Source organism: Bilophila sp. 4_1_30 (assembly GCF_000224655.1).
In the GTDB taxonomy this organism is placed as follows: Bacteria; Desulfobacterota; Desulfovibrionia; order Desulfovibrionales; family Desulfovibrionaceae; genus Bilophila; species Bilophila wadsworthia.
In genome coordinates, this window is record NZ_JH114233.1 from 588,440 (window position 1) to 607,588 (window position 19,149).

Below are 19,149 nucleotides of genomic sequence, written 5' to 3' on the forward strand. Positions count from 1 at the left end.
CTCCCGCAACTCGTTGGCTTGCGATATGGCCCGGCCCACCTCATCACTGTTGCCGTTCACCGCCGCCCACCGCTGCGCGACGGACTGGTCGAACGAGCGCAGCATTTCCTCAGTGGCCTGTTTCACCACCTCGGCGCGCATGGCCTCGACCTGCGCAAGCTGCGATTCCGTCGCCCCGATGATTTCAAGCGCCTTCTTGCGCTGGTCCACGGCCTCGTTCGCCGCCTTCACCGCCTGCGCGTAGGCCGAAAGCGGGTGCAAGGACTCGTCTAGCGTCTTGATGTAGTCGTTGATGAAGGCCGTCCGGTACTCATTGATGAGCCCCGTAGCGTACTGCGCGTTCACGCCCGAATCCTTCATGCCCTGCGTCCATGCGTCGAGCTGCGCCTTGGCGGACTGCGCCTGTTGCTCCATCTCGGACAGTGGGCTCGTGATGGCATCGGTCGCGCTCTTCACCGCGCTGATTGCGGAAAGCGCCGTAGACGCCTTCTGCAACCCCTCGTCAGTGGTGACATCAAACGAATCAAAGAACTGCGAGATGCCCGCGTTCGAAAAAACCTGTTGGGCTACGGCGGTCATCCGGTTGCGCATATCCTGCGCCGCTTCCTCAAGCCGCTCCTCGGCCATGCCTTCTTCCCACCACTGAAAATTCCACGACGCGTCGGAGATACCCCGTCCGGCGGACCATGTTGCCGTCTCAAGACCGGACAGCGCCTGCTGGCGGATCTGCTCAGGCAACGCCCCGGCAATATCCAAAAGGCTCCCGGCGGTCTGGCTGGCGACTTGGGCGATACCCTGCGCGAACGGCTCGGCTTCTTTCTTCCCGGCCCGGTCATACCAAGCCCCGCCCATAAAGGCGTCAATATATGTCTGCTGGTCACGCGAGAAGCCCACGTCCTCCATTTTGCCGTACACGCTGGCGTGCGTCCGCCGACCACCGCCAAAGAGGGAACCAATCCCCCCACCAAGCAGGCTGCCGATTGCGCCGCCAAGGAGCGTACCGATGCCGGGCACCACAGAACCGATGGCCGCGCCGAGCCCGCCACCAATCCCCGCGCCTGTGCTGATGTTTGGCTGGTTGGGGAAAAGCAGGCTGCCCGCAAGGGAACCGAGGCCGAACCCTGCACCGGCCGCTCCGAGCGTGCCGAGAAGCGTGGAACCTCCTACCCCCCAACCCCCTGTAATGCTATTCGCCAATGCATTGAATTGAGCCTCAGTTGCCGAAGACGCGAAAAAACCACCCGTCAAATTTGAAGCGAAACTGTTGATTCCCCCGGTTATGCCGGAAAAGAGGCCTGCCGTGCCAGACGTCCACGAATCGGGCAAAAGGCTGGAGAACGGCAAATTGCCGAGCCCTATTCCAGAGCCGCCACTCCCCCCCGACGCATACGCCACGCCGCCCGTGCCGAGCATCCCCGACACCACGCCCGCAATCTGGACGGTAATGGGCCGGGTGATGGCCATATGCATCAAATCGGCAAGGAAGGACGCGAACACGGAACGGAACGACGACAGGGACACCTTGCCCGTCTCGATCATCTGCTCCCATGCCGACTTCCAACCGGAATCCATGCCAGAGAACAGGCCACGGAAAGCGTCGTTCATGGACTTGGCCTGATTCGAGGCCTCGACCTGATAGTCGCGCAAGGCCACCTGTGCGCCGTCCATCGCCTCGCGGCTGGCACGCTGGATCTGGTCACGCTTCCATTCTTCAAGGCGTACCAGCTCCTCGGCGGCGTTCTCTCCGGCTTCTATGGCCTTCCGGTACTCTTCCGCCTGCTTGGAGATAGATTTGGACACGGCTTCAGACGACAGGCCCACCATGTCGGCATATCGCTTCTCAAAGTCGAGACGGAGATCGGCATATTTTTTATCCTGTTCGGCGCGCTTGGCTTCCACCTCAGCCAGCTTCTGAGTCGTCTTTGCGGCGTCCTCACGAACCTTGAGGCCCTTCCACTCTTCCGCCTGCGCAACGGTGAGTTTCTTGGTGGCCACCATGCGGGCGGCATCGGCTTCAATGGCAATTTGAGTTTGCTTGGATTGCTCCCGGATTTTCTCCGCCATCTGGTCAAAGGACTTGGCGGCAGGGATATTCGCGGCCTCCAACGCCTCTACGGATTTCCGCAGCTCATCAAGATTGGTGGCCGACAATGCCGCTTTTTTCGCGGCATCTTCAGCGGATTTCATGCCTTTCTTGTTCAACGCTTCAAGCTGACGATCATATTCTGCGTCAACCTTCAAAAGCTCTTTTTGAAGACCAGAAAAATCCTGTCCCTGTTGCTGGTACAAAATCATTTTTTTGGTAAGAGCTAACACCGTTTCGTCATAATCTTTATTCAATGCGGCGATTTTACTTTCAGTAGTATTCTTAAGAAAATCTGCCGTCCTAGTCTCCCCTTCTGCAAGAATTTTATTCGCTTCCTCCTGTACTGATTTCATTTTTTGGGCATCTGCTAAAACAACTTTTTCGTATTCTCTGAATATTTCTTTCTGTTCTTCAGTATACTTTTTAACTGTTTCACCAAATGGGACACCCCACATGGGCATTGTCGTAGCCTTTTCCCAGCCCGCAGCCTCCATCCTTTTCTCAAGCTCTTGTTCTCGTTGTGCGGCATTGGCCTTACCCATAGCATCTGTAATAGCATTAATAGCCGTGATGACAGGGCCGTTGTCCATCACCGTCGCTTTGAACAAATTCCATTCCGTGCTCAGGCGGTTCACCGCCCCCTGTGCACCTTGTGCGGCCTGTTCCGCCGCTGGCCCGAACTCATCCTTCAGAACGGCGGCTAGCTTGGGAAGCATATCTTCCGCAGTGACCTGCCCTTTCTTGAGCATATCGTCGAGCTGTGCGGTGGTGACGCCCATTGCCCTGGCCGCAAGATTGAAAGCACCGGGAAGGCGTTCACCCAACTGCCCGCGCAGTTCTTCCGCCTGTACCTTCCCTTTGCTGATCATTTGCCCCAACGCGAGGAATACGCCGTCCATCTGTTCTGTGCTCAGGGACAAAGCGGCACCGGCTTGGGATACGCCTTCAAAAATGCCGTTCAGATCTTTTTGGAGCGCGCTCCCCTTCCCTGCGGCAAAGAACCCCTTGGCCGCTTCTGCTGTCGACTGGAATTCGAGCCCGAGCTTGTTGCTGATCTCATAGATGTAATCGAGTTGGGAGACGGCCCCTGAGGTGGAGCCTTCAATGGTGGTGTATGATTTGACTAGCCTGTCCATTTGCAGCGAGGCGTCAAAACAAGCTTTTCCGGCATAAATCGCCGCCGCGCCGATGGCCATGACCGGAACGGCGGCGGCCTTCGCGCCGCTCCAAAGCGTAGACATAGCCCCGGATGTATCGCCCAACTGCACCCGCAATTTAGCAAGCTCAAGCGTGGATAGCCCGGCGTTCTTCTGCAAATACTCGAAAGCCCGGTTCGCGGTAGCGGCGGCCTGAGACTTGAGCATGGAATTGGTCAGGCCTTCAAGGTGCTTCGAGCTGACCCCGGCGGCCTTGGCAATCTCTTCCAGCCCCGAAACTTGCCCCTTGAATGCACCGGCAGACAAGGCCGCCTGCGCCGTCTTCAGTTCCCGCGTCAGCTTGTTGATGCCCCCAGTGAGATCCGCCTTGGAAACCGCGTTGCCAATACTTTTCGCAATCGCATCACCCTGCGCCTGCGCCATTTTTTTGGCGCGGTTCAAATCGGTTTCAAACGCGGAGTAATCACCACGGATCGCTATATAAATGCCGGGCGTTTTTCTTGCCATGCCTCACTTCCTGTCTGATACGGCATGGCGATTTCTGCGAATGAAAGTTGACTTTCTCTGTAGGTTATGGTTCGAAAAAATAAGAAAACCTATTGTAGAGACTCATGTTAAGAAAAACTAACAGGGGGGGAAGTGACAAATGGTTTCTGTCATTCAAGGAATATTGATACTCTTTGGAGCGTTCGCAGCACTTGAAGCTTTTCTGGCATATCAGAACGCACAATCAGCCATGCATCAGGTTTATGCAGGAACATGGTTCATTGTTTTGGCTATCTGCATATCTGGAATTGGCATTATCCAAGCTATTTCGAGTCTGAAATCACAGAATTCGATAGTGGAAAATTCGAGGAATAAAATTGAGGGAGAGTCCAAGTAGCTCTACCAGATTTTACTATGGAAGTGGTGTTGAACCCAAAAGCCATTGAACAATCAAGGCCGGGACCCCACATCCCGGCCCTTTCCATCCGCAAAAATCGCTATGCCGTTGTCAATGAACCGCTCACCGCGTAGATGCGGAAGCCTGTTGCGTTTTTTCAGCCTGTTTCGCGGCGTTGCGGCGGATGACCGTTTCCACGGCCTGTACCTTCCGCCACATGCCGGGCGTCAGTTCGATGCCGAAAGCTTCCGCCACCAGCGCCAGCGCGTTGTAGTCAAACCCCACCGGGCCGCCCATGCCGGACATGTGGAGTTGGGTAGCGCCCGCTTGGAGCAGTTCCCACGCATCCGCGTTGTCGGGCATGAGATCCGGGCAACGCCCCTCGCACTCTTCGCAATCCAGATCGTCGCGGTTCCGGGAGGCCTTCCGGCAGGTGGCGCAGTATTCCGCACCGTCGCCGGAAAGCCACTCCCAGACCGCCGCTAGTTTTTTTCTTCTTCCGCCACGCCGAAGGTTTCGTTCACGATGGCCTTGTGCAGGGCGAGGATGTCGGGGAAGGGCAATTCGTCCGTCTGGGCCGCGTCGAATCCGGCGGTGGCGAACACCGCGTCTATGCCCTCGGAAATCGAATACCCGCCGCCCATGAGGTCGAAGCCCTGCGCCTTGAGCGCCTTGATGTCCTTGCCCTTGAGCGGGTTCACGATGAAGTCCTGACCGGAAAGAGTAACGGTACGCATGGTGTTTTTCCTTTTGATGGTTGATGGTTAATAGGATTCCACGTCATTGACGAGGGTAACGACGACAGAGGCGTTATCCGCGTTGTCGTTGTAGTAGGCCGAAAAGCTCTGAGCCATCTTGATCCCCGTGGGGCCGTCCACGGTCGGGCCGTCATAACTGAGCTGCACTTCCGGGACGCTGAACGTCAGCTTGTTGCCCTCATCGATGGCGAACGACAGATCAAGGCTGAGTTCCTCGCTGTTCTTGGCCTTCATGAGCAGGGTCTTGTCCGTGATGAACACGGTGAGGCTGCCGGTAACCGCCATGACGCCCTGAGGCAGATCATAGACCCGCCCCTTATCGCCGAGCTTGCGGATGCTCGAATCCAGCCCGAAATCAATATTGAGGCTGCAATCCGTAACCACGCCGATCTCCGCGCCGCCGCTCAACAGGGAACCCTGAAAATTATTGAACCGCTTCATGGCTACAGCCGGAGCACTGGCGTTGTAGTCGGCATCCACATACTCGGCGTCGCGCCCGAGCATGTTGACCGTGGCGGTCAATTCCCCGTCGCCGCCCGCCTGCATAGCCAGAGACGACACCTTGCAGCCTACAAACTGGCCGTAGATGTCCCCATAGGTGGCCTGCATGACGAGGGACGGCATGTCCTTGTTGGATTTCCAGACATGGGTGAACGGCGCGGCGGCGGGCTCTCCCGTCCCGACCGTGGCCGGAGCCCCGAACATGGCCCTGAGCCAGTGGCCGAAAGCCCGTGCGTCAACCGGGACGACAACGCCGCCGGACACTTCAAGGTTCCCGTCAAAGGGTTCCGCCGGGTCATAGCGGCCCGTCAGCGTCCCCGGGGTGTTCTTGGCGCGGGACGGCTTCAGGGAAAACGAGTTGATGGGAAGCAAGACGCCCCCCGGCGTAGTCGGCGCCACGCCGTAGGACGTTTCCACGTCCATCAGGACTTTGGTTCTGGCGCCGACCGCAATCTGTTTGTTGGGCATGTTTCAATCTCCTATTCGGTTTCGAGGAACCAGACCTTGAACTCCATGTTCACGCGGAAGTAATTCGTCCCATCCTCGTACAAATCCTGATCCTCGATCAGATGCGCGCTGAACCACGGACCGCTCGGCGGCATGGCGGCGCGCACGGCCTTGGCCACGGCTTTAGCCTCGTGGTAGTCCCGTGCCCATGCGTCGATCAGAAGGTCGATCTCCTCCAGCCCGGAAGGTCCGGCCAACGTGTTGGCGGGCCTCCCGCCGAGGCGCTGGAAGGTGACGCAGGGCAGATAGTTCCCGGCGGGGATGGCGAGCGGGAAAACCTTGTTCCCCACCAGCGCGGACAGCCCCGCATCCTCCCGCAGCGTGCGCAGGAGGGCTGTTTCAAAATCAACGGCGCTTGCCAAAGTGAGCATCCCCCAACATGCCGCGCAGGGTTTCGTCCACCGTGCGGCGGACGGCGTTTCTGGCCTTGCGGAGGAAGAACTTGCCCGGCACCCGGTGTTCAAGGACTTTCCCGTCTTTGGCCACCACGGCGTGCCCGAACTCCACAAGGTGGCTGTGCGGGGCCTTCACATAGACCACATAGCCGCCGTCCTTGTACTTCGAGCGGTAAATCCAGATGGATTGCCGCAGCCTTCCCGTCTTGTCCCTGAACGCCGTCGAAGCCTTGGCCTTTTCAAAGACCTGCGCGGCAATGCCTCCCAAATCGGAATCAATCTCCGCCCGGACGCCCGCCCGGATGTCTTCGATGGGAATGTCCACCACGACGTCATTGCTCACAGCTCACCTCCCGGCACATCAGCACCAGCCGCGTGCCCCTGTTGTCAGGCAACGGCGCGACAATGCCGAATACCTTACCGCCGTGCACAATCCGCATGTCCGCCGCCACGCCGGGCCGGAAGCGGATCGTGACCTTGTGCGTCACTTCGGACTGCACCTGCTGCGAGGCGAAAAACTCCCGCCCGCTCACGGCATCGACCGATGCCCACACCGTGGCCACGTCCTTCCACGACTCCCGCCTTAACGGTGCGCCGTACTCGTCCACGACAAGCTCATACCGCTGGATGGTCACGCGGTGGCGAAGGGAACCGGCACGCATCAGAAGCCCCCCGCGACGACATAGGGATCAAGCAGGCAATCCACGAATGACCGCCCAAACTCATTGAAGTTCGACCCCACGGCGAAGCTCTCCCGCTGTTCGTACAGCGTCCCGATCCGCACCAGCATCCACTGGCGGATCGGTTCCGGGAACCTCTCGGCGGGATAGCCCGCCCTCACCGTCAGCACGGTTTCCCCCTGCGGAAAATCCGGGCCGGGGATGAAGGCCGCCCGCAACGGTTCCCGCAGGGCCATCCCGGAAGGGACGAAACCGTACTGTTCGGGTTTGACCGCCATGCCGTCCACAGCCGCCCCCACAAGCTCCGTGCAGGGAACCAGCGGAACCTCAAGCATACCGGACAACGAAGGGAGGGAAACGGCCCACGTCGATTCCCCGAGTGCGCGCCCGGTGATTGCCTCGGCTTCCTGCCGGGCCGCTGTGATAAGCAAGGACAGCAAGGCGTCGTCCGCATCGGTATCCACTCGGACAAAGCCTTTCGCCTGTTCCAGCGTCACTGGTTCGGATTCGGGCGGGGTCAGCTGACGGATGGTCATGGCGGTCATTCCTCGGTTTTTTTATCTTTGGGCGGTTCGGGCTTTTTGGCGGATTGGGCGGTGCATCCGCACTGCTCCGCGCACAGCGCCGCTTCCTCGTCCATTTCGGCCTCCCCAGCGGGGTAATCCTCCGGGGCATACCCGTGCCGCCAGTAGCGGAACGGCTTCGTCAGCGTAACCTTCATGGCCCGCCCCTTACGCAACCGCGCACTTGAGGATCTTCACAGCCTCGGAATCCACCAGCATGCCGCCCACCCGCTTCGTGGTGTAGAAATGGACGTAGGGCTTGTTGGTGAACGGATCGCGCAGGCTGCGAATGCCGATACGATCGAAAATCCAGTAGGCGCGGGCATAGTTGCCGAACAAAACCGGGGTGGCGTTGGCGCCGACATCCGGCATGTCCTCGTTCTCCACGATGCCATAACCAAGGATCTGGGAAGGCTGCCCGGCGAGCAGGCCCGGCTGCCACAGGTAATTGCCGTCCGTGTCCTTCCATTTGCGGATCACGGAGAGCGTCTTGCCGTTCATCATCCACTGCGCTCCGGTACGGTGGCCCTTTTTGAGAGCATAGATGAGGTCAACGAGGTCATCGGCGGGATTGGAGGCCTTGAAACCATCCGCCACTCCCGTCTTGAGGCATTGCAGCGTACCGAACGCACGGGTGCCGTCGGCTTCCTCGCTCTGCGTATGGTCCAGCAACCCCTTGGGCTTGTCCGTCCCGTTTCCGGTAAGGAACGCGGCCCCTTCCTGCTCCGCGAACTGAATGGCGATGTCCGCCGCCAGTTCGGACTCCACATTGAAGAACAGATCGTCCAGCGCCTTCTGGGTCACGGCGGGATTGGCATAGATTTCCCCGAACACGGGCTTGAGTTCCGCGAACTTCGCCGTGGCCGTTTCGGAACGGGCCGCCTTTTCGCCCACCCAGCCGGAAGCCGTGCCGCCGAGATTGACCAGCTTGCGGAAGTCCTCAGTGCCGATGGTCACGACGCGGCACACCTGACGCATGGGCGACTGCTCGCGCAGCAGGCGCAGAATTTCCCGATCCTGCTCGACGGGAACGGCGTAACCGCCGTCCGCCTGCGTACCCACGCTGATCGCCTTCGCTTCCAGCCCGGAAAGCCCGGCATCGTCACCCTTGCGGATCCATTTCAGCCAACCAGCCTTGTGTTCGGCCTCGATATGCACCTTTTCGTCGTTCCCCGCCGCGCCGGGGCGGTTGGCCTTCTTCGCCACCTCGTCCAGTTCCTTGGACAGGCGGGCGATCTCGGCTTCGGCTGATCCCACTTTGGCCTCAAGCTCGGAAACGGCCTTGCCCTCGGCCTTGGCCTTCAACAGTTCGTCGTTGGATTTCTTGAATTCGTCGAACGCCCTGTTCTGCTCTTCAAGAAGATCCTTCAGTTCCTTATCCATGAAAACTCCTACCCTCTGAGGGTCATGATGTTGCGCCGCACCAGCGCGGCAAGCTCCCCAACACCGCCTTCCTCGGCATCCCGCAGAGGCATGGCCCTGAAACCATCGGCAAGGATGGCCTTTGCCTGTACACGCGAAAACCCGGCATCCCGCAGGGCTTTCTCGGCGTCGCGGATGGACGGGCCGTCCGCATCGCTCTTGATCCCCGTCACCCGCGCCTTGCCGTTGGCCGGGAAGGTGACAAGGGAAAGTTCCACCAACTCCACGCGCTTCAACGTGCGGCGCGGCTCATCCGGCTTGCTCCGGTTCGCCCATTCGATGGCCCGGAAGCCGATGGACATGCCGTTGATGGCAGGACGGGGCTGCATATTCATGAGCGCGTACATCTCGCGGCCTCTCGGCGTATCCGCAAGCCTGCCCTCGACGTACAGCCCGTGTTCGTCCTCCCGCATCTCCGTCCACACGCCGATGGGCGTCAAAGACTCCGCGCTCATGTCCCAGCCGCCGTGCTGCGAAAGCATGGCCGGCCAGACGCCGGACGTCTTGAAGTCGGCTATGGTCTTGGTGAACGCGCCGTTGGCGATCACGTCGCCGTAGGCATCCATGTTCCCGAACACAGCCCCGTACCCGCTGAAGGTCATGGAATCGGCCCCGGCATCGGGAGCCGCCTTCAGCTCGACAAGGCCGCAATCAAGCCTTTCCATCCTCGTCTCCTTCCATTGGGTTCTGCCCCGGCTCGGCCATATTCAGCGGCACACGGTATTCGTCGCCGCCCACATAGGGGTTCATGTCCTCAAGCTCCCGGATGTCGTTGGGGGACAGCGCCCCCACGCCGTACAGCCGCGTGTAGAACTCGGCCCGATCCTTCGCCGCCCCGCGCATGAGGCCGTTGATGTTGAACTTGAAATAGTAGCCGTCCCGTCGCTCCGCTTCGCTCAGGAGCCACCGGGACGCGCTCTTTTCGAGGCAGGCGTACCAAGGCCCCAACGTGTGGACGGCATGCTGCAAAAACATCTGTTCCGCGCTGGCGTAGGTGCTGGCCTTGTCCGAACGCCCCACCATGATCGGCAGGACGCCGAACGCCCGGCACACCTCTTCGACCTGATACTGGCGGGATTCAATGAACTGCGCGGCGTCGTTCGGCATGGAAAGCTGCGTCCACTTCATGCCGGAACCGAGTACGGCGGCCCTTCCCGCGTTCTCCGTTCCCGCAAAGGCCGCTTCCCACGCCGTGCGGAGATCCTTGCGCTGATCCTTGTTAAGGCCTTGATCCGTGGACAGGATGCCGGATGGCCTGACGCCGTTGCGGAACGAGGATGCCCCGTGCGTTTCCAGCGCGAGGGACAGCCCGATGGCTTCCCGGGCCAGCACCACCCCGTCGAGGCCGGAAACGCCGTCCCACGACAGCCAACGGACATGCCACATGTCCTTGCGCGGGACCGTGATGTACCGCTTGTCCTGCGTGGTGATCCGGTAGGTCAGCTCCCAGCCGTCGCGCTCGATGGACACGCAGCCGGGCGGGTAAGGCAGCATCTCGACGATGCGGCCCCCTACCCTGTTCAGCCAGATGTAGGCGTTCCCGGTGAGGCACAGGTGCAACGCCAGCATGTGGCGGAACTCGAACGCCGTCTGAAATTCATTGGGGGCCATGTCCATAAGCTCGTACAGCCCGTGCCCGACAGCGGGGTTCCGGTTCCTGCCTTCCGCCCGGTAAAGCTTGAAGGGGACCTGCGCCAGCCCGTTGGCGATCACCCGCACGCAGGCCAGCACAGCGGAACACTCCAGCGCCGTCCGCGCGTTCACGGCCACACCGCTACGGGCCGCCACGCCGCTGAACAGCGCGACAAGCTGATCGTAACCGCCCACAGGCTCAGGGCCGGACTTTCGGAACCAGTCTAACAATCCCATCACCACACCTCGACAAAAAAGGTATCTTCCTCGACCGGAACCCCGCCCACGGCCCCGTTCATGGCCATCGCCAGCGCGACAATCCCGTCAATCCGGCCCGTACTCTTGATCTTGTCGAACTTGCGGTTCCCGCTCGGGTCCTGCTGCACCCGCACGTTCGAGGCACACATGGTCAGAACGGGATGCATCCCGTGACGCATGGCTCCCTCGGCAAGCACGTCCTCCAGCGTTTCCACCGCCGGGTTCATGTCCCGGAAGCCCTGCCCATGCGGGATCATCCGCAAGCCTCCGGGCATGGGCTCGTCCCTGCCTTCCACCCATGCGTCCACGCCTTCCTCGCGCAGGGCCCGCACCATGTCGTCGATGCGCCAACGGTCGAATTTCAGCCCGGCGATAGTCATCCTGCCGTGCAGTTCCGCGATGTTGCGGGCTACGAACCGATAGTCGATGGTCCGGCCCGGTGTGGTGTTCAGAAAGCCTTGCCGCGCCCAGAGGTCGTACCGGACGTGATCCCGCTCCGAACGCTCCCGGATGCCCTCGGCGGGCGTCCAGAACAGCGGCATGACGTGCCTGTCCCCCTGTTCGTCCTGAACCGTCAGCATCAGCGCGGTAAGGTCGTTCTTTCCGGACAGATCGAGTCCGCCGAACACGGGCAAATCCTCAAACAGCGCCAAATCCGGTTCCCCGCCGCTCCGCCGCCAGACTTCCGGGGTGATGAAATGCGCCGCGCCGTCCACGCGCTGGTTGAGATAGAGGTTACGGAATGCCGCCTCAGCCGCGGGCATCCGTTTCGCCTTCTCCGCCATCTCGCGCATGTCTTCCAAAGACCGGAAATCGCCAAGGGCGGGGTTCGCCAGATACCAGTTGGCCTCATCCCACGGATCCGCATCCATCGGCACCGAAAAAAGGAACGTCTTGAACTTCGGGTCTTCGATCTCGCCCCGATTCACCTTCTGGCCGTAGTCAATGAGCTCGGAAAGGACGGCGTTGTCGCTGGCGGCCTGTGTCGAAATGCACCACACCAGCGGATCGGCGTGCGCGCCCCGCGAGGTCATCATCACATCGTACAGCTCGCGGTCCGCGCCAAACTGCGCCAGCTCGTCGAACACGATGAAGGATGACGACTTGCCGTGTTTGCCCCGCGTCTCGCTGGACAGGGCCGTGAATTCGGAACCGCTCACCGGATCGACCAGCCTCTTGCGCGACTCGACGACGTTCAGGCGTTCGGACAGCTCCTCGTCCATGTAGATCATGGCCGTCATCAGCTTGAACAGCACGGACGCCTGTTCCCGGTCGTGCGCCAGCGAATAGAGCTGGCCGTTCCTGACGGCTTCCGGACCGCACAGGTGCGCAAGGCACAGCCCAGCCACCAACGCGGTCTTGCCGTTCTTGCGGGACATGGACAGCACGGCCTGGCGCACCACGCGCCGCCCTTCCCCGTCCTCCGCGTCGTAGACCTCCCGGATGATCGCCTTCTGCCAGCCGCGCAATACGAACGGCTGCCCCACTCCGGCGCCGTCCGGCGTCCGCAGGGTTTTGATGAAGGCAATCACTTTCTCCGCTCTGGTCATCCGGCTACGCTCCAAACATCAGCCCGGACCGTTTGGACTTCGGCTTCTCGTCATCCTTCCCGGCAGCCTTGGCGTTGATGCGGCTGTTCACGCACAGACGCAGCTTTGTCGCCAGCTGGCTCAGAGAACTGTTGCTGTTCACGAGCACCTCGTGCCAAGGGTTGCGCTTCACCGCGCCGGAAGCCGTCTCAATGACCTCGCCCTGCTCGGCAAGCATCCGTTCCGCACGGTTGCGGCGCGCATACTCTTCGCAGTAGGCCCGCAGTAGGGGCACGTCCCCGGCCTGAAAATAGCCTCGCGGGTGCGCGTCCACGATATGCCGCCACAGTTCCGCCGCATCCTCGGACATACCCTCCGGGTGCGGGAAAAAACTCCCGGCGGGCGTCATCATCCGCAGCCGCCTTGACTGTTCAGGTTCCGGGCCCCGCGCTCCCATCACATCCCCGCATTCCAAGGATGCGACTTGTCCGTGGGCATCCCGTTCTCGTCATGGCCGCCAATGATGCCGCCGTGCTCCACCCGCTGCTTGCGGGAGTCGTGACAAAACTTGCAGAGCGCCTGCCAGTTGTTCTCGTCCCAAAACAGCACGGGGTCCCCTCGGTGCGGGCGGATATGGTCGACCACGGCGTCGGCACCGCGCAGGGCCTTCCCGCACATCGCGCAAAACGGATGCTCCCGCAGAAAGGCAATCCGCGCCTTGCGCCACTGCGCCCCGTACATGCCCCCATGCTTGCCCACAAAATTACCCCCCTAAATTTTCCCGAAACTGTGCGTAAAGGGGCACACGCGGTCATGGGGCTGTGTGCTCCAGAGATCCGATTCCCTCCCCTCCCCACTTTCTTCCCCCCTTCACGCTCATGTCGCCACAATGCCGCAAGACACAAAAAAAGCGCACCCTGAACAAGTTTCGGATGCGCTTGATGATTCTTCCCAAGTAAAACAAAAAGGCCCTCGGAATGTTCCAAGGGCCCATAAGTTACTGTCAGGCTATTTTATTTACCTTCACCATCAATATCAGGCAACCCGGCAACTATCCGATTTGTTTCCAAACTGACGCGGATGATGCGTTTCACAAGATTGTAGATATAGGTCGGGTCGTTGTGCTCTCTACACCAGTCATTGGGGTCGTTACGGATGCCGCTGTCCTTGTCCGTCGTGATCGCATAGCGTTCCATGATCCAATTCAGTGCACTTTTACCATTTACAACGTAATCATAGGCTTCCAGTGGAATGCCCTTGAAGGTGATGTTGCCGTTGTAGATGATGGTTCCCCTTTCACCCTTTTTGGGGAAACGCATCTTCTCCACATGGTAATAGGTGAAGTCGTCCATATCGCCTTGCGGCTTGCGTTCTTCCTCTACAGGCCACGGCTCCACCTGCTCATAGTCCAGATGCCAGTGCGCAAGTTCCCGGCCTGCCTTGCTGAATCCCCAGAAGTCCGGGGCCAGCGGCACACGGGGCAACATCTTTTTGAGATCGGCGGCGTACTTTTCGCGATACTTCGGGGAATGCAGTATCCCGTAGACGTAATAGAACAGGTCTTCCTTGGTGATACGGTTGTCTTCATAGTGCGTCTGGAAGTGTTCCAGCCCCGCATCAGTAATGGCATCCTTACGGGTATATTCTTCCGTCACTGTTTTGGGCAGGGGCAAACCCAACTGTTTCGGCTTGCTTTTCTGGGGTATCAGAAAACCTTGTTCCGTAGTTTTCCCTTTCGGTTCATTTCTTTCATAATAGTATAGAGGGAAACATTGACCACCCTCCTGCATGTACAAATCAGGAAGTACATTTACAAGAATACAGTTAAAATCTTTTCTACCTCCAACACCCGGAACAACAATAGCCAAATTTTTATGGTTGGCAGTAGGAAAAATAGAAGGTTGACGCCCAGGACGCTCATTAAGCATACTATCAAAATACACACATTGCTTTTGAAATGGCCTATACAGAGATTTCACTATATGGTCTTTATAAAAAGAACAAACTATATTTTTATAAAAATATAATTGTAAATTTACAGTCCATTTTATTCTGTGTGCACTTATAGCAATCAAATTATCAACATTTTTTTCGGTATACGATCCAATATATTGGTTGTAACAATCAATCATATCCTTCATTGTAGATGTCAATTGCTCGTTGCTAAAATTATAGCACCACGCATCACGGTTGGTTTTCAATCCGCCAGAACGCATACAGAATATCGCCGTATCCCCATCATTGAGCGGGACAAAGTCATCAAAGTCGCCGCAACGCTGGTTGATCCAGTCATTGTGTTCGTTGGGGTGCAATTGTTCCCACGGCATGACGGCATAGTCAGCAAAGGTCTTCACCTTGTGCAGTTTCTCTTCCCGTGTCAGATAGTCCCCTATATCATGATAAAAAATCTGTGCCTTGCCCGTGTGTCCCGGTTTCTTGATGAGCAGGGTGATGGCAACAGGGGTACGGGAGCCGGAACCAAAAATTTTGCCACCTTCCCTACGGGACAGTTCGCCGGATGTCCGTTGATTTCCCCGCAAATTGAAGACATAGACGGCGGAAAATTCTTTTTCCAGCTCATGGCGGAAACCGTCCGCCGTATTGCTGTCCAGCCAATAGCCATTGGTAACAAAACAGATCACACCTTTGTTGCCGATGCGATCCGAGGCCCAGCGGAACGCCCGAATATAGGAATCATACAGACTGTTTTTCAGCGTAGCTGTAGAGTGGGCGACATAGGTTGCAGCAATACGTTTATCCAGATTCGGATATTTTAAATTCTGATTGTTGTCGTTGGCGTTGTTCTGCCCCACTGAATAGGGCGGATTACCGACAATGACGCGAATGTCCCGACGTTTTTGCTCTTCCACACGCTCGGCATTTTCAGGTAGACCAATATCTATCTTGCCATCCGTTTCATTCAACTGAAAGGTATCCGTCAGGCAAATGCCGGGAAACGGTTGATACGGCTTTCCGGTCACGCGGTGATAGGCTTCCTCAATGTTGATTGCCGCAATGTAATAGGCCAGCAACACAATTTCGTTGGCATGCAGCTCATAACGATACTTCAAGGGCAGCATGTCCGGAGGGATGAGTCCGCTTTCCATCATGCGGACGGGGAACGTCCCAGTCCCCGTGAAGGGGTCAAGAATATGGATGCCCTCATCCTTGAGACTGCAACCAAAGTGTTCCTGCAACGCCTTGTCCGCGCTGCGGATGATGAAATCCACCACCTCAACAGGCGTGTAGACGATGCCGAGGCGTTCCACCATCTTGGGAAACGCCGCCTTGAAGAACTTGTCATACAGCTCCACAATGAGCTTTTGCCGGGCGGTTGGGTCATTGACGCCTTTTACCCGTTCCCGGATGCTGGCGTAAAAGCCTTCCAGCGCATCAAGGTCCTTCTCCAGAGCCTGCCCTTTCAGTACGTCCAGAATGCCCTGCATGGACTGCGAAACCGGATTGTGTTCCGTAAAGGCGTAGCCTTCAAACAGCGCATCGAAAACAGGTTTGGTAATGACATGCTGCGCCAGCATTTCAACGGCCTGTTCCCGGTCAATGGACGGGTTCAGGTTGCGGCGTAATCCGTCAATAAAGGTGTCAAAGGCGGCCCGCTGTTCATCCGTAGGGTGTTCCAGCATAGTGCGGATGCGCATCTGATGCCGTTCCGCAATACTGGCGATGTCCTTTGCCCACGTCTCCCAATACTGCCTGTCCCCACACTTGTGAACAATCTTTCCATAAATGGCATCCTGCCATTCCCCAAACTCCTGCGAGGCAAGGGGAAGCGTAAGCCATTCGCCCGGAATGCGATCCTGTTTATCCTCACCATCGCCGCCAACACCAATGATCTGCACAACACCGTTGCTTTTGCCCGTCAGGTCAATCTTGGCAAACTGATTATCCAGCCTGTCGTCATGCGCCCGCAACGCATTGAGCACCTGCCACACGGTGCGGTATTTCTTGTTGTTATTCAGAGCATTTTCCGGGGATGCCCCCATCGCTATGCCGATGGGCAGAATGACATAGCCGTACTTTTTGCCCGGAGCTTTACGCATGACCCGACCAACAGACTGCACCACGTCCACAACGGAATCTCGCGGATTCAGAAAGATGGCACAGTCCAGAGCCGGAACGTCCACGCCTTCCGAAAGGCACTTGGCATTGGTCAGAATGCGGCACTCATTTTCTTCGCTGACGGCATTGGCCTTGAGCCACGAGAGTTTCTGGTTGCGCTCCACCACGTTCATGGTTCCGTCAACATGTTCGGCGAAAAGCCGGGGCAGATTGACCTTGCCGCCAAGCTCATCGGCGATGCGTGAAAATTCCTTGGCAACCAGTTTGGAATGCTTGATGTTACCAGCAAAGGCCAGTGCGGTACGCATGGGTTTGGGATCGGACGCCACATCCGCCTTATCGTCTTCGGCAAGCCGTTTGCCTAATCCTGTCCAGCAACCCACAATTTTGACGGCATCGTCAAGGTTCAGCTCATCCCCGCTGTCCCCGATGCGGGATTGCAGGCTCAAGTTGACGTGGCGCTCATCCACCGCAATGATCAACACCTTGTAATCCGAGAGCAGGTCACGCCGCACGGCTTCATCAAACCGCAAGCGATGGAAAAGCGGCCCGAACTTCTGCGGATCGTCCATGGAAAAAACTTCCGTCCCCAGATCCTTTGCCCTGTCCTTGCTTGCTTCGGCATAGATACGCGGCGTTGCCGTCATATACAGCCGTTTTTTGCCCCGGATATGGCTGTTGTCGTGTACCTTGACGAAAGCGGAATGGTCTTCATCCTTCGCGGTATAACCCGCCGTCCGGTGCGCTTCATCACAGATAATCAGATCGAACGTGAAGCCCGCCGCTGCTTGCGCCTGATGCACTACATCAATGGACTGATACGTGGAAAAAATGATCGTTAAAGCGGTGTTGTCCTGCGTCGATTCAAAGGCTTTTGCCAGCTTGTGCGGGTTGGTGGTGGAAGGATAGGCCATTTCCGAGATGCGCATATCTTCTTCATTACGGCTGGCCTTGGAGTCCGAACAGACGGCAAAACACCGCAGGGGAACGGAAGCGTCCGCCGTCCATGCTCGGAGTGTCTGGGAGAGTAGAGATATGGATGGAACCAGAAAAAGCACCGTGCCGCCGGGCTTTACCATTTTTTGCGCGATAACAAGGGAGGTGTACGTTTTGCCCGTTCCGCAGGCCATGATGAGCTTGCCCCGGTCGTGAGCCTCAAATCCTTTCAAAACGGCTTCCAACGCCTCTTCCTGATGCGGACGCGGCGTCTTTTTCACAGTGCTGCATTTTAGCTCGTCCGGCTTGTCCAGAGAAAAGGCCGTCCAGTCTATGGGGGCCTCTTCCATATCTTCCAGCGTAATCAGTGAAACCGGGATGGTCTGTCCTTCCAGCGCATCGGCAGCATGTTTGGTGAGGGGAGCCGTGGCTACGATAATCCGTTGGGAGAATCCTCCCTTGCCCGACAGCGTAAAGAAGTTCCCGAGGTCACTCATGGCAACCGGGGAGTCATAAAACTTACACTGGATGGCACAGTAGGTTTCGCCTTCCCGGAACTTCGCTACAAGGTCAATACCCGTATCGGGAAGCGTGTATCCCTGTTCCTTGCGTTGGGGCCAGTCTTTCCAAAGCCATACATCAGAAAAAATAGATTGATACTGCGGATCACATTTCAACCACGCACAGACAAGGCGTTCAAAAGCATCACCTTTATCCTTATTAAACTGCTGCTTCCGGTAATCTTCCAAAATCTGGCGTAACATAGTCTCCCCCCATAAAGAAATGGAGGTTATCAAGCCATATTTCAGGAGTACCTGTCAATCGAGACTCAAAAGCACCTCACCTTGGTTAACCAAGGAATTCAATCTATTTTAGACAAATCAGAAGGGCAAAAAAAAGAAGCCTCAGAAGTAACGCATCAACCTTACTAGGATTTTACAAGAGTTGGGTGTATTGATAAATTCAATACTCACCCGGCACTTTCTCTACGCATGTGGAGGTGTTTCCTTCTCATTCTCAATGCTGTACTTATGGGCCTTATCTTCCCCACACACGTGGGGGTGTTTCCAACATGAACGCCACCGCACCCGCACTCGGCGAGTCTTCCCCACGCATGTGGGGCGCGCAACAAAGCCCCCTTCCTCACGGTCGGGGGCTTTTCCTCTTTTCTATTCCCGGCAGCTCACATTGGACCGATCAGTTTCATGATGAGCGCGCCGAGGCTGCCGGCCGCAGCAGCCACGCCAGCAAGGACGGACAGCCCCCCGGCGCGTTTGTTCTCGGCAGCTTCAAGCGCGGCGATACGGACATCCAGTGCTGCGAGGCGTTTTCCATGATCCTTAAGCTGGGTGATCACGATGTCGTCGAGACGCTGGTTAGTGCCCGCGACCTCGGCCTTGAGCCCGGAAAGCTCGGCCTTCACTTCCCCGATCTCGCGGACAAGCTGCACGTCGTCGTTCATCGCCCCGCCTCCACGCCCTTGATCCACAGGAGCAGGTTCCCGGCCTCGCCAGCGGGCAGGTGCACCCACTCGCCGGACTCGGTGAACGTCTCGCCCCGGTAGGTGTAGGACCATTCACCCGTCACGACGGCCCCCGGCGTCAGCGGAGCCGGGCTTGTCGCGGCGGTCGGTTCCGCCCATCGAGCGCACCCACTCGCCGCCAGCGTCATCACGAACAGCAGCGCGATCAGCCTCGCGGCGTTCGCCGTACCGTTGACGCAGCCACAGCTTGATGAGTTCAACGAACGAGGTGAGGAACTCAAG

18 protein-coding genes are annotated in these 19,149 nt (G+C 58.1%); all 18 read right to left on the minus strand.

The genetic code is table 11. The features are described from left to right. On the minus strand, positions 1-3,282 hold a 3,282-nt coding region (locus tag HMPREF0178_RS20580), incomplete at its 3' end, for a tape measure protein (RefSeq protein WP_198134989.1). A gap of 967 nt (positions 3,283-4,249) precedes the next feature. After that, the gene (locus tag HMPREF0178_RS14480; protein WP_009368778.1) at positions 4,250-4,489 is read right to left on the minus strand and encodes a DUF1799 domain-containing protein; all 240 of its coding nucleotides are present in this window, start codon (positions 4,487-4,489) and stop codon (positions 4,250-4,252) included. Between the two features lie 119 nt (positions 4,490-4,608). Next, positions 4,609-4,863, minus strand: coding sequence for a hypothetical protein (locus HMPREF0178_RS14485; RefSeq protein WP_009368779.1), 255 nt, complete (start codon positions 4,861-4,863; stop codon positions 4,609-4,611). A gap of 27 nt (positions 4,864-4,890) precedes the next feature. Beyond that, positions 4,891-5,853: a phage tail tube protein gene (locus tag HMPREF0178_RS14490; RefSeq protein ID WP_009368780.1), complete on the minus strand. Its 963-nt coding sequence runs from the start codon at positions 5,851-5,853 to the stop codon at positions 4,891-4,893. Positions 5,854-5,864: 11 nt separating this feature from the next. After that, positions 5,865-6,254, minus strand: a complete 390-nt coding sequence (locus tag HMPREF0178_RS14495) for a DUF3168 domain-containing protein (protein ID WP_050809284.1) — start codon at positions 6,252-6,254, stop codon at positions 5,865-5,867. After that, complete coding sequence (locus HMPREF0178_RS14500; protein ID WP_009368782.1) at positions 6,238-6,630, minus strand: HK97 gp10 family phage protein; 393 nt, start codon at positions 6,628-6,630, stop codon at positions 6,238-6,240. Before HMPREF0178_RS14500 ends, HMPREF0178_RS14495 begins: the two co-directional genes overlap by 17 nt. Next, positions 6,620-6,949 (minus strand): phage head closure protein, encoded by a 330-nt coding sequence (locus HMPREF0178_RS14505; RefSeq protein ID WP_009368783.1) that lies wholly within the window; start codon positions 6,947-6,949, stop codon positions 6,620-6,622. The genes HMPREF0178_RS14500 and HMPREF0178_RS14505 overlap by 11 nt, the downstream gene beginning before the upstream one ends. After that, positions 6,949-7,503: a head-tail connector protein gene (locus tag HMPREF0178_RS14510; RefSeq protein WP_009368784.1), complete on the minus strand. Its 555-nt coding sequence runs from the start codon at positions 7,501-7,503 to the stop codon at positions 6,949-6,951. Before HMPREF0178_RS14510 ends, HMPREF0178_RS14505 begins: the two co-directional genes overlap by 1 nt. 5 nt (positions 7,504-7,508) lie before the next feature. Then, positions 7,509-7,688 (minus strand): hypothetical protein, encoded by a 180-nt coding sequence (locus tag HMPREF0178_RS14515; RefSeq protein ID WP_009368785.1) that lies wholly within the window; start codon positions 7,686-7,688, stop codon positions 7,509-7,511. Positions 7,689-7,698: 10 nt separating this feature from the next. Continuing rightward, positions 7,699-8,913 carry a phage major capsid protein gene (locus HMPREF0178_RS14520; protein WP_009368786.1) on the minus strand — a complete coding sequence of 405 codons (1,215 nt, stop codon included), beginning with the start codon at positions 8,911-8,913 and terminating at the stop codon, positions 7,699-7,701. 8 nt (positions 8,914-8,921) lie between these two features. Next, entirely contained in the window at positions 8,922-9,617 is a 696-nt protein-coding gene (locus tag HMPREF0178_RS14525; protein ID WP_009368787.1) for an HK97 family phage prohead protease, read from the minus strand. Then, complete coding sequence (locus tag HMPREF0178_RS14530; RefSeq protein WP_009368788.1) at positions 9,604-10,821, minus strand: phage portal protein; 1,218 nt, start codon at positions 10,819-10,821, stop codon at positions 9,604-9,606. The genes HMPREF0178_RS14525 and HMPREF0178_RS14530 overlap by 14 nt, the downstream gene beginning before the upstream one ends. Beyond that, positions 10,821-12,392: a terminase large subunit gene (locus HMPREF0178_RS14535; protein WP_009368789.1), complete on the minus strand. Its 1,572-nt coding sequence runs from the start codon at positions 12,390-12,392 to the stop codon at positions 10,821-10,823. Before HMPREF0178_RS14535 ends, HMPREF0178_RS14530 begins: the two co-directional genes overlap by 1 nt. A 4-nt stretch (positions 12,393-12,396) precedes the next feature. Beyond that, positions 12,397-12,741: a P27 family phage terminase small subunit gene (locus tag HMPREF0178_RS14540; RefSeq protein ID WP_157134945.1), complete on the minus strand. Its 345-nt coding sequence runs from the start codon at positions 12,739-12,741 to the stop codon at positions 12,397-12,399. Between the two features lie 86 nt (positions 12,742-12,827). Continuing rightward, complete coding sequence (locus tag HMPREF0178_RS14545; RefSeq protein ID WP_009368791.1) at positions 12,828-13,130, minus strand: HNH endonuclease; 303 nt, start codon at positions 13,128-13,130, stop codon at positions 12,828-12,830. Between the two features lie 254 nt (positions 13,131-13,384). Continuing rightward, the gene (locus tag HMPREF0178_RS14550; protein ID WP_009368792.1) at positions 13,385-18,148 is read right to left on the minus strand and encodes a type ISP restriction/modification enzyme; all 4,764 of its coding nucleotides are present in this window, start codon (positions 18,146-18,148) and stop codon (positions 13,385-13,387) included. A 419-nt stretch (positions 18,149-18,567) separates the two neighbouring features. Then, on the minus strand, positions 18,568-18,846 hold the full coding sequence (locus HMPREF0178_RS14555; protein WP_005024166.1) for a hypothetical protein: 279 nt from the start codon (positions 18,844-18,846) through the stop codon (positions 18,568-18,570). Beyond that, the gene (locus tag HMPREF0178_RS14560; RefSeq protein WP_232281284.1) at positions 18,843-19,148 is read right to left on the minus strand and encodes a hypothetical protein; all 306 of its coding nucleotides are present in this window, start codon (positions 19,146-19,148) and stop codon (positions 18,843-18,845) included. The genes HMPREF0178_RS14555 and HMPREF0178_RS14560 overlap by 4 nt, the downstream gene beginning before the upstream one ends. Between the last annotated feature and the right edge of the window lies 1 nt (position 19,149).

Excerpts from the sequence above, each read along its gene's own strand:
- HMPREF0178_RS14515 (WP_009368785.1), bottom strand. The coding sequence starts at position 7,688 with ATGAAGGTTACGCTGACGAAGCCGTTCCGCTACTGGCGGCACGGGTAT.
- HMPREF0178_RS14550 (WP_009368792.1), bottom strand. The coding sequence starts at position 18,148 with ATGTTACGCCAGATTTTGGAAGATTACCGGAAGCAGCAGTTTAATAAG.
- HMPREF0178_RS14520 (WP_009368786.1), bottom strand. The coding sequence starts at position 8,913 with ATGGATAAGGAACTGAAGGATCTTCTTGAAGAGCAGAACAGGGCGTTC.
- HMPREF0178_RS14535 (WP_009368789.1), bottom strand. The coding sequence starts at position 12,392 with ATGACCAGAGCGGAGAAAGTGATTGCCTTCATCAAAACCCTGCGGACG.
- HMPREF0178_RS14505 (WP_009368783.1), bottom strand. The coding sequence starts at position 6,949 with ATGCGTGCCGGTTCCCTTCGCCACCGCGTGACCATCCAGCGGTATGAG.
- HMPREF0178_RS14555 (WP_005024166.1), bottom strand. The coding sequence starts at position 18,846 with ATGAACGACGACGTGCAGCTTGTCCGCGAGATCGGGGAAGTGAAGGCC.
- HMPREF0178_RS14530 (WP_009368788.1), bottom strand. The coding sequence starts at position 10,821 with ATGGGATTGTTAGACTGGTTCCGAAAGTCCGGCCCTGAGCCTGTGGGC.
- HMPREF0178_RS14485 (WP_009368779.1), bottom strand. The coding sequence starts at position 4,863 with ATGCGTACCGTTACTCTTTCCGGTCAGGACTTCATCGTGAACCCGCTC.
- HMPREF0178_RS14540 (WP_157134945.1), bottom strand. The coding sequence starts at position 12,741 with ATGTCCGAGGATGCGGCGGAACTGTGGCGGCATATCGTGGACGCGCAC.
- HMPREF0178_RS14510 (WP_009368784.1), bottom strand. The coding sequence starts at position 7,503 with ATGACCATCCGTCAGCTGACCCCGCCCGAATCCGAACCAGTGACGCTG.
- HMPREF0178_RS14525 (WP_009368787.1), bottom strand. The coding sequence starts at position 9,617 with ATGGAAAGGCTTGATTGCGGCCTTGTCGAGCTGAAGGCGGCTCCCGAT.
- HMPREF0178_RS14490 (WP_009368780.1), bottom strand. The coding sequence starts at position 5,853 with ATGCCCAACAAACAGATTGCGGTCGGCGCCAGAACCAAAGTCCTGATG.
- HMPREF0178_RS14480 (WP_009368778.1), bottom strand. The coding sequence starts at position 4,489 with ATGCCCGACAACGCGGATGCGTGGGAACTGCTCCAAGCGGGCGCTACC.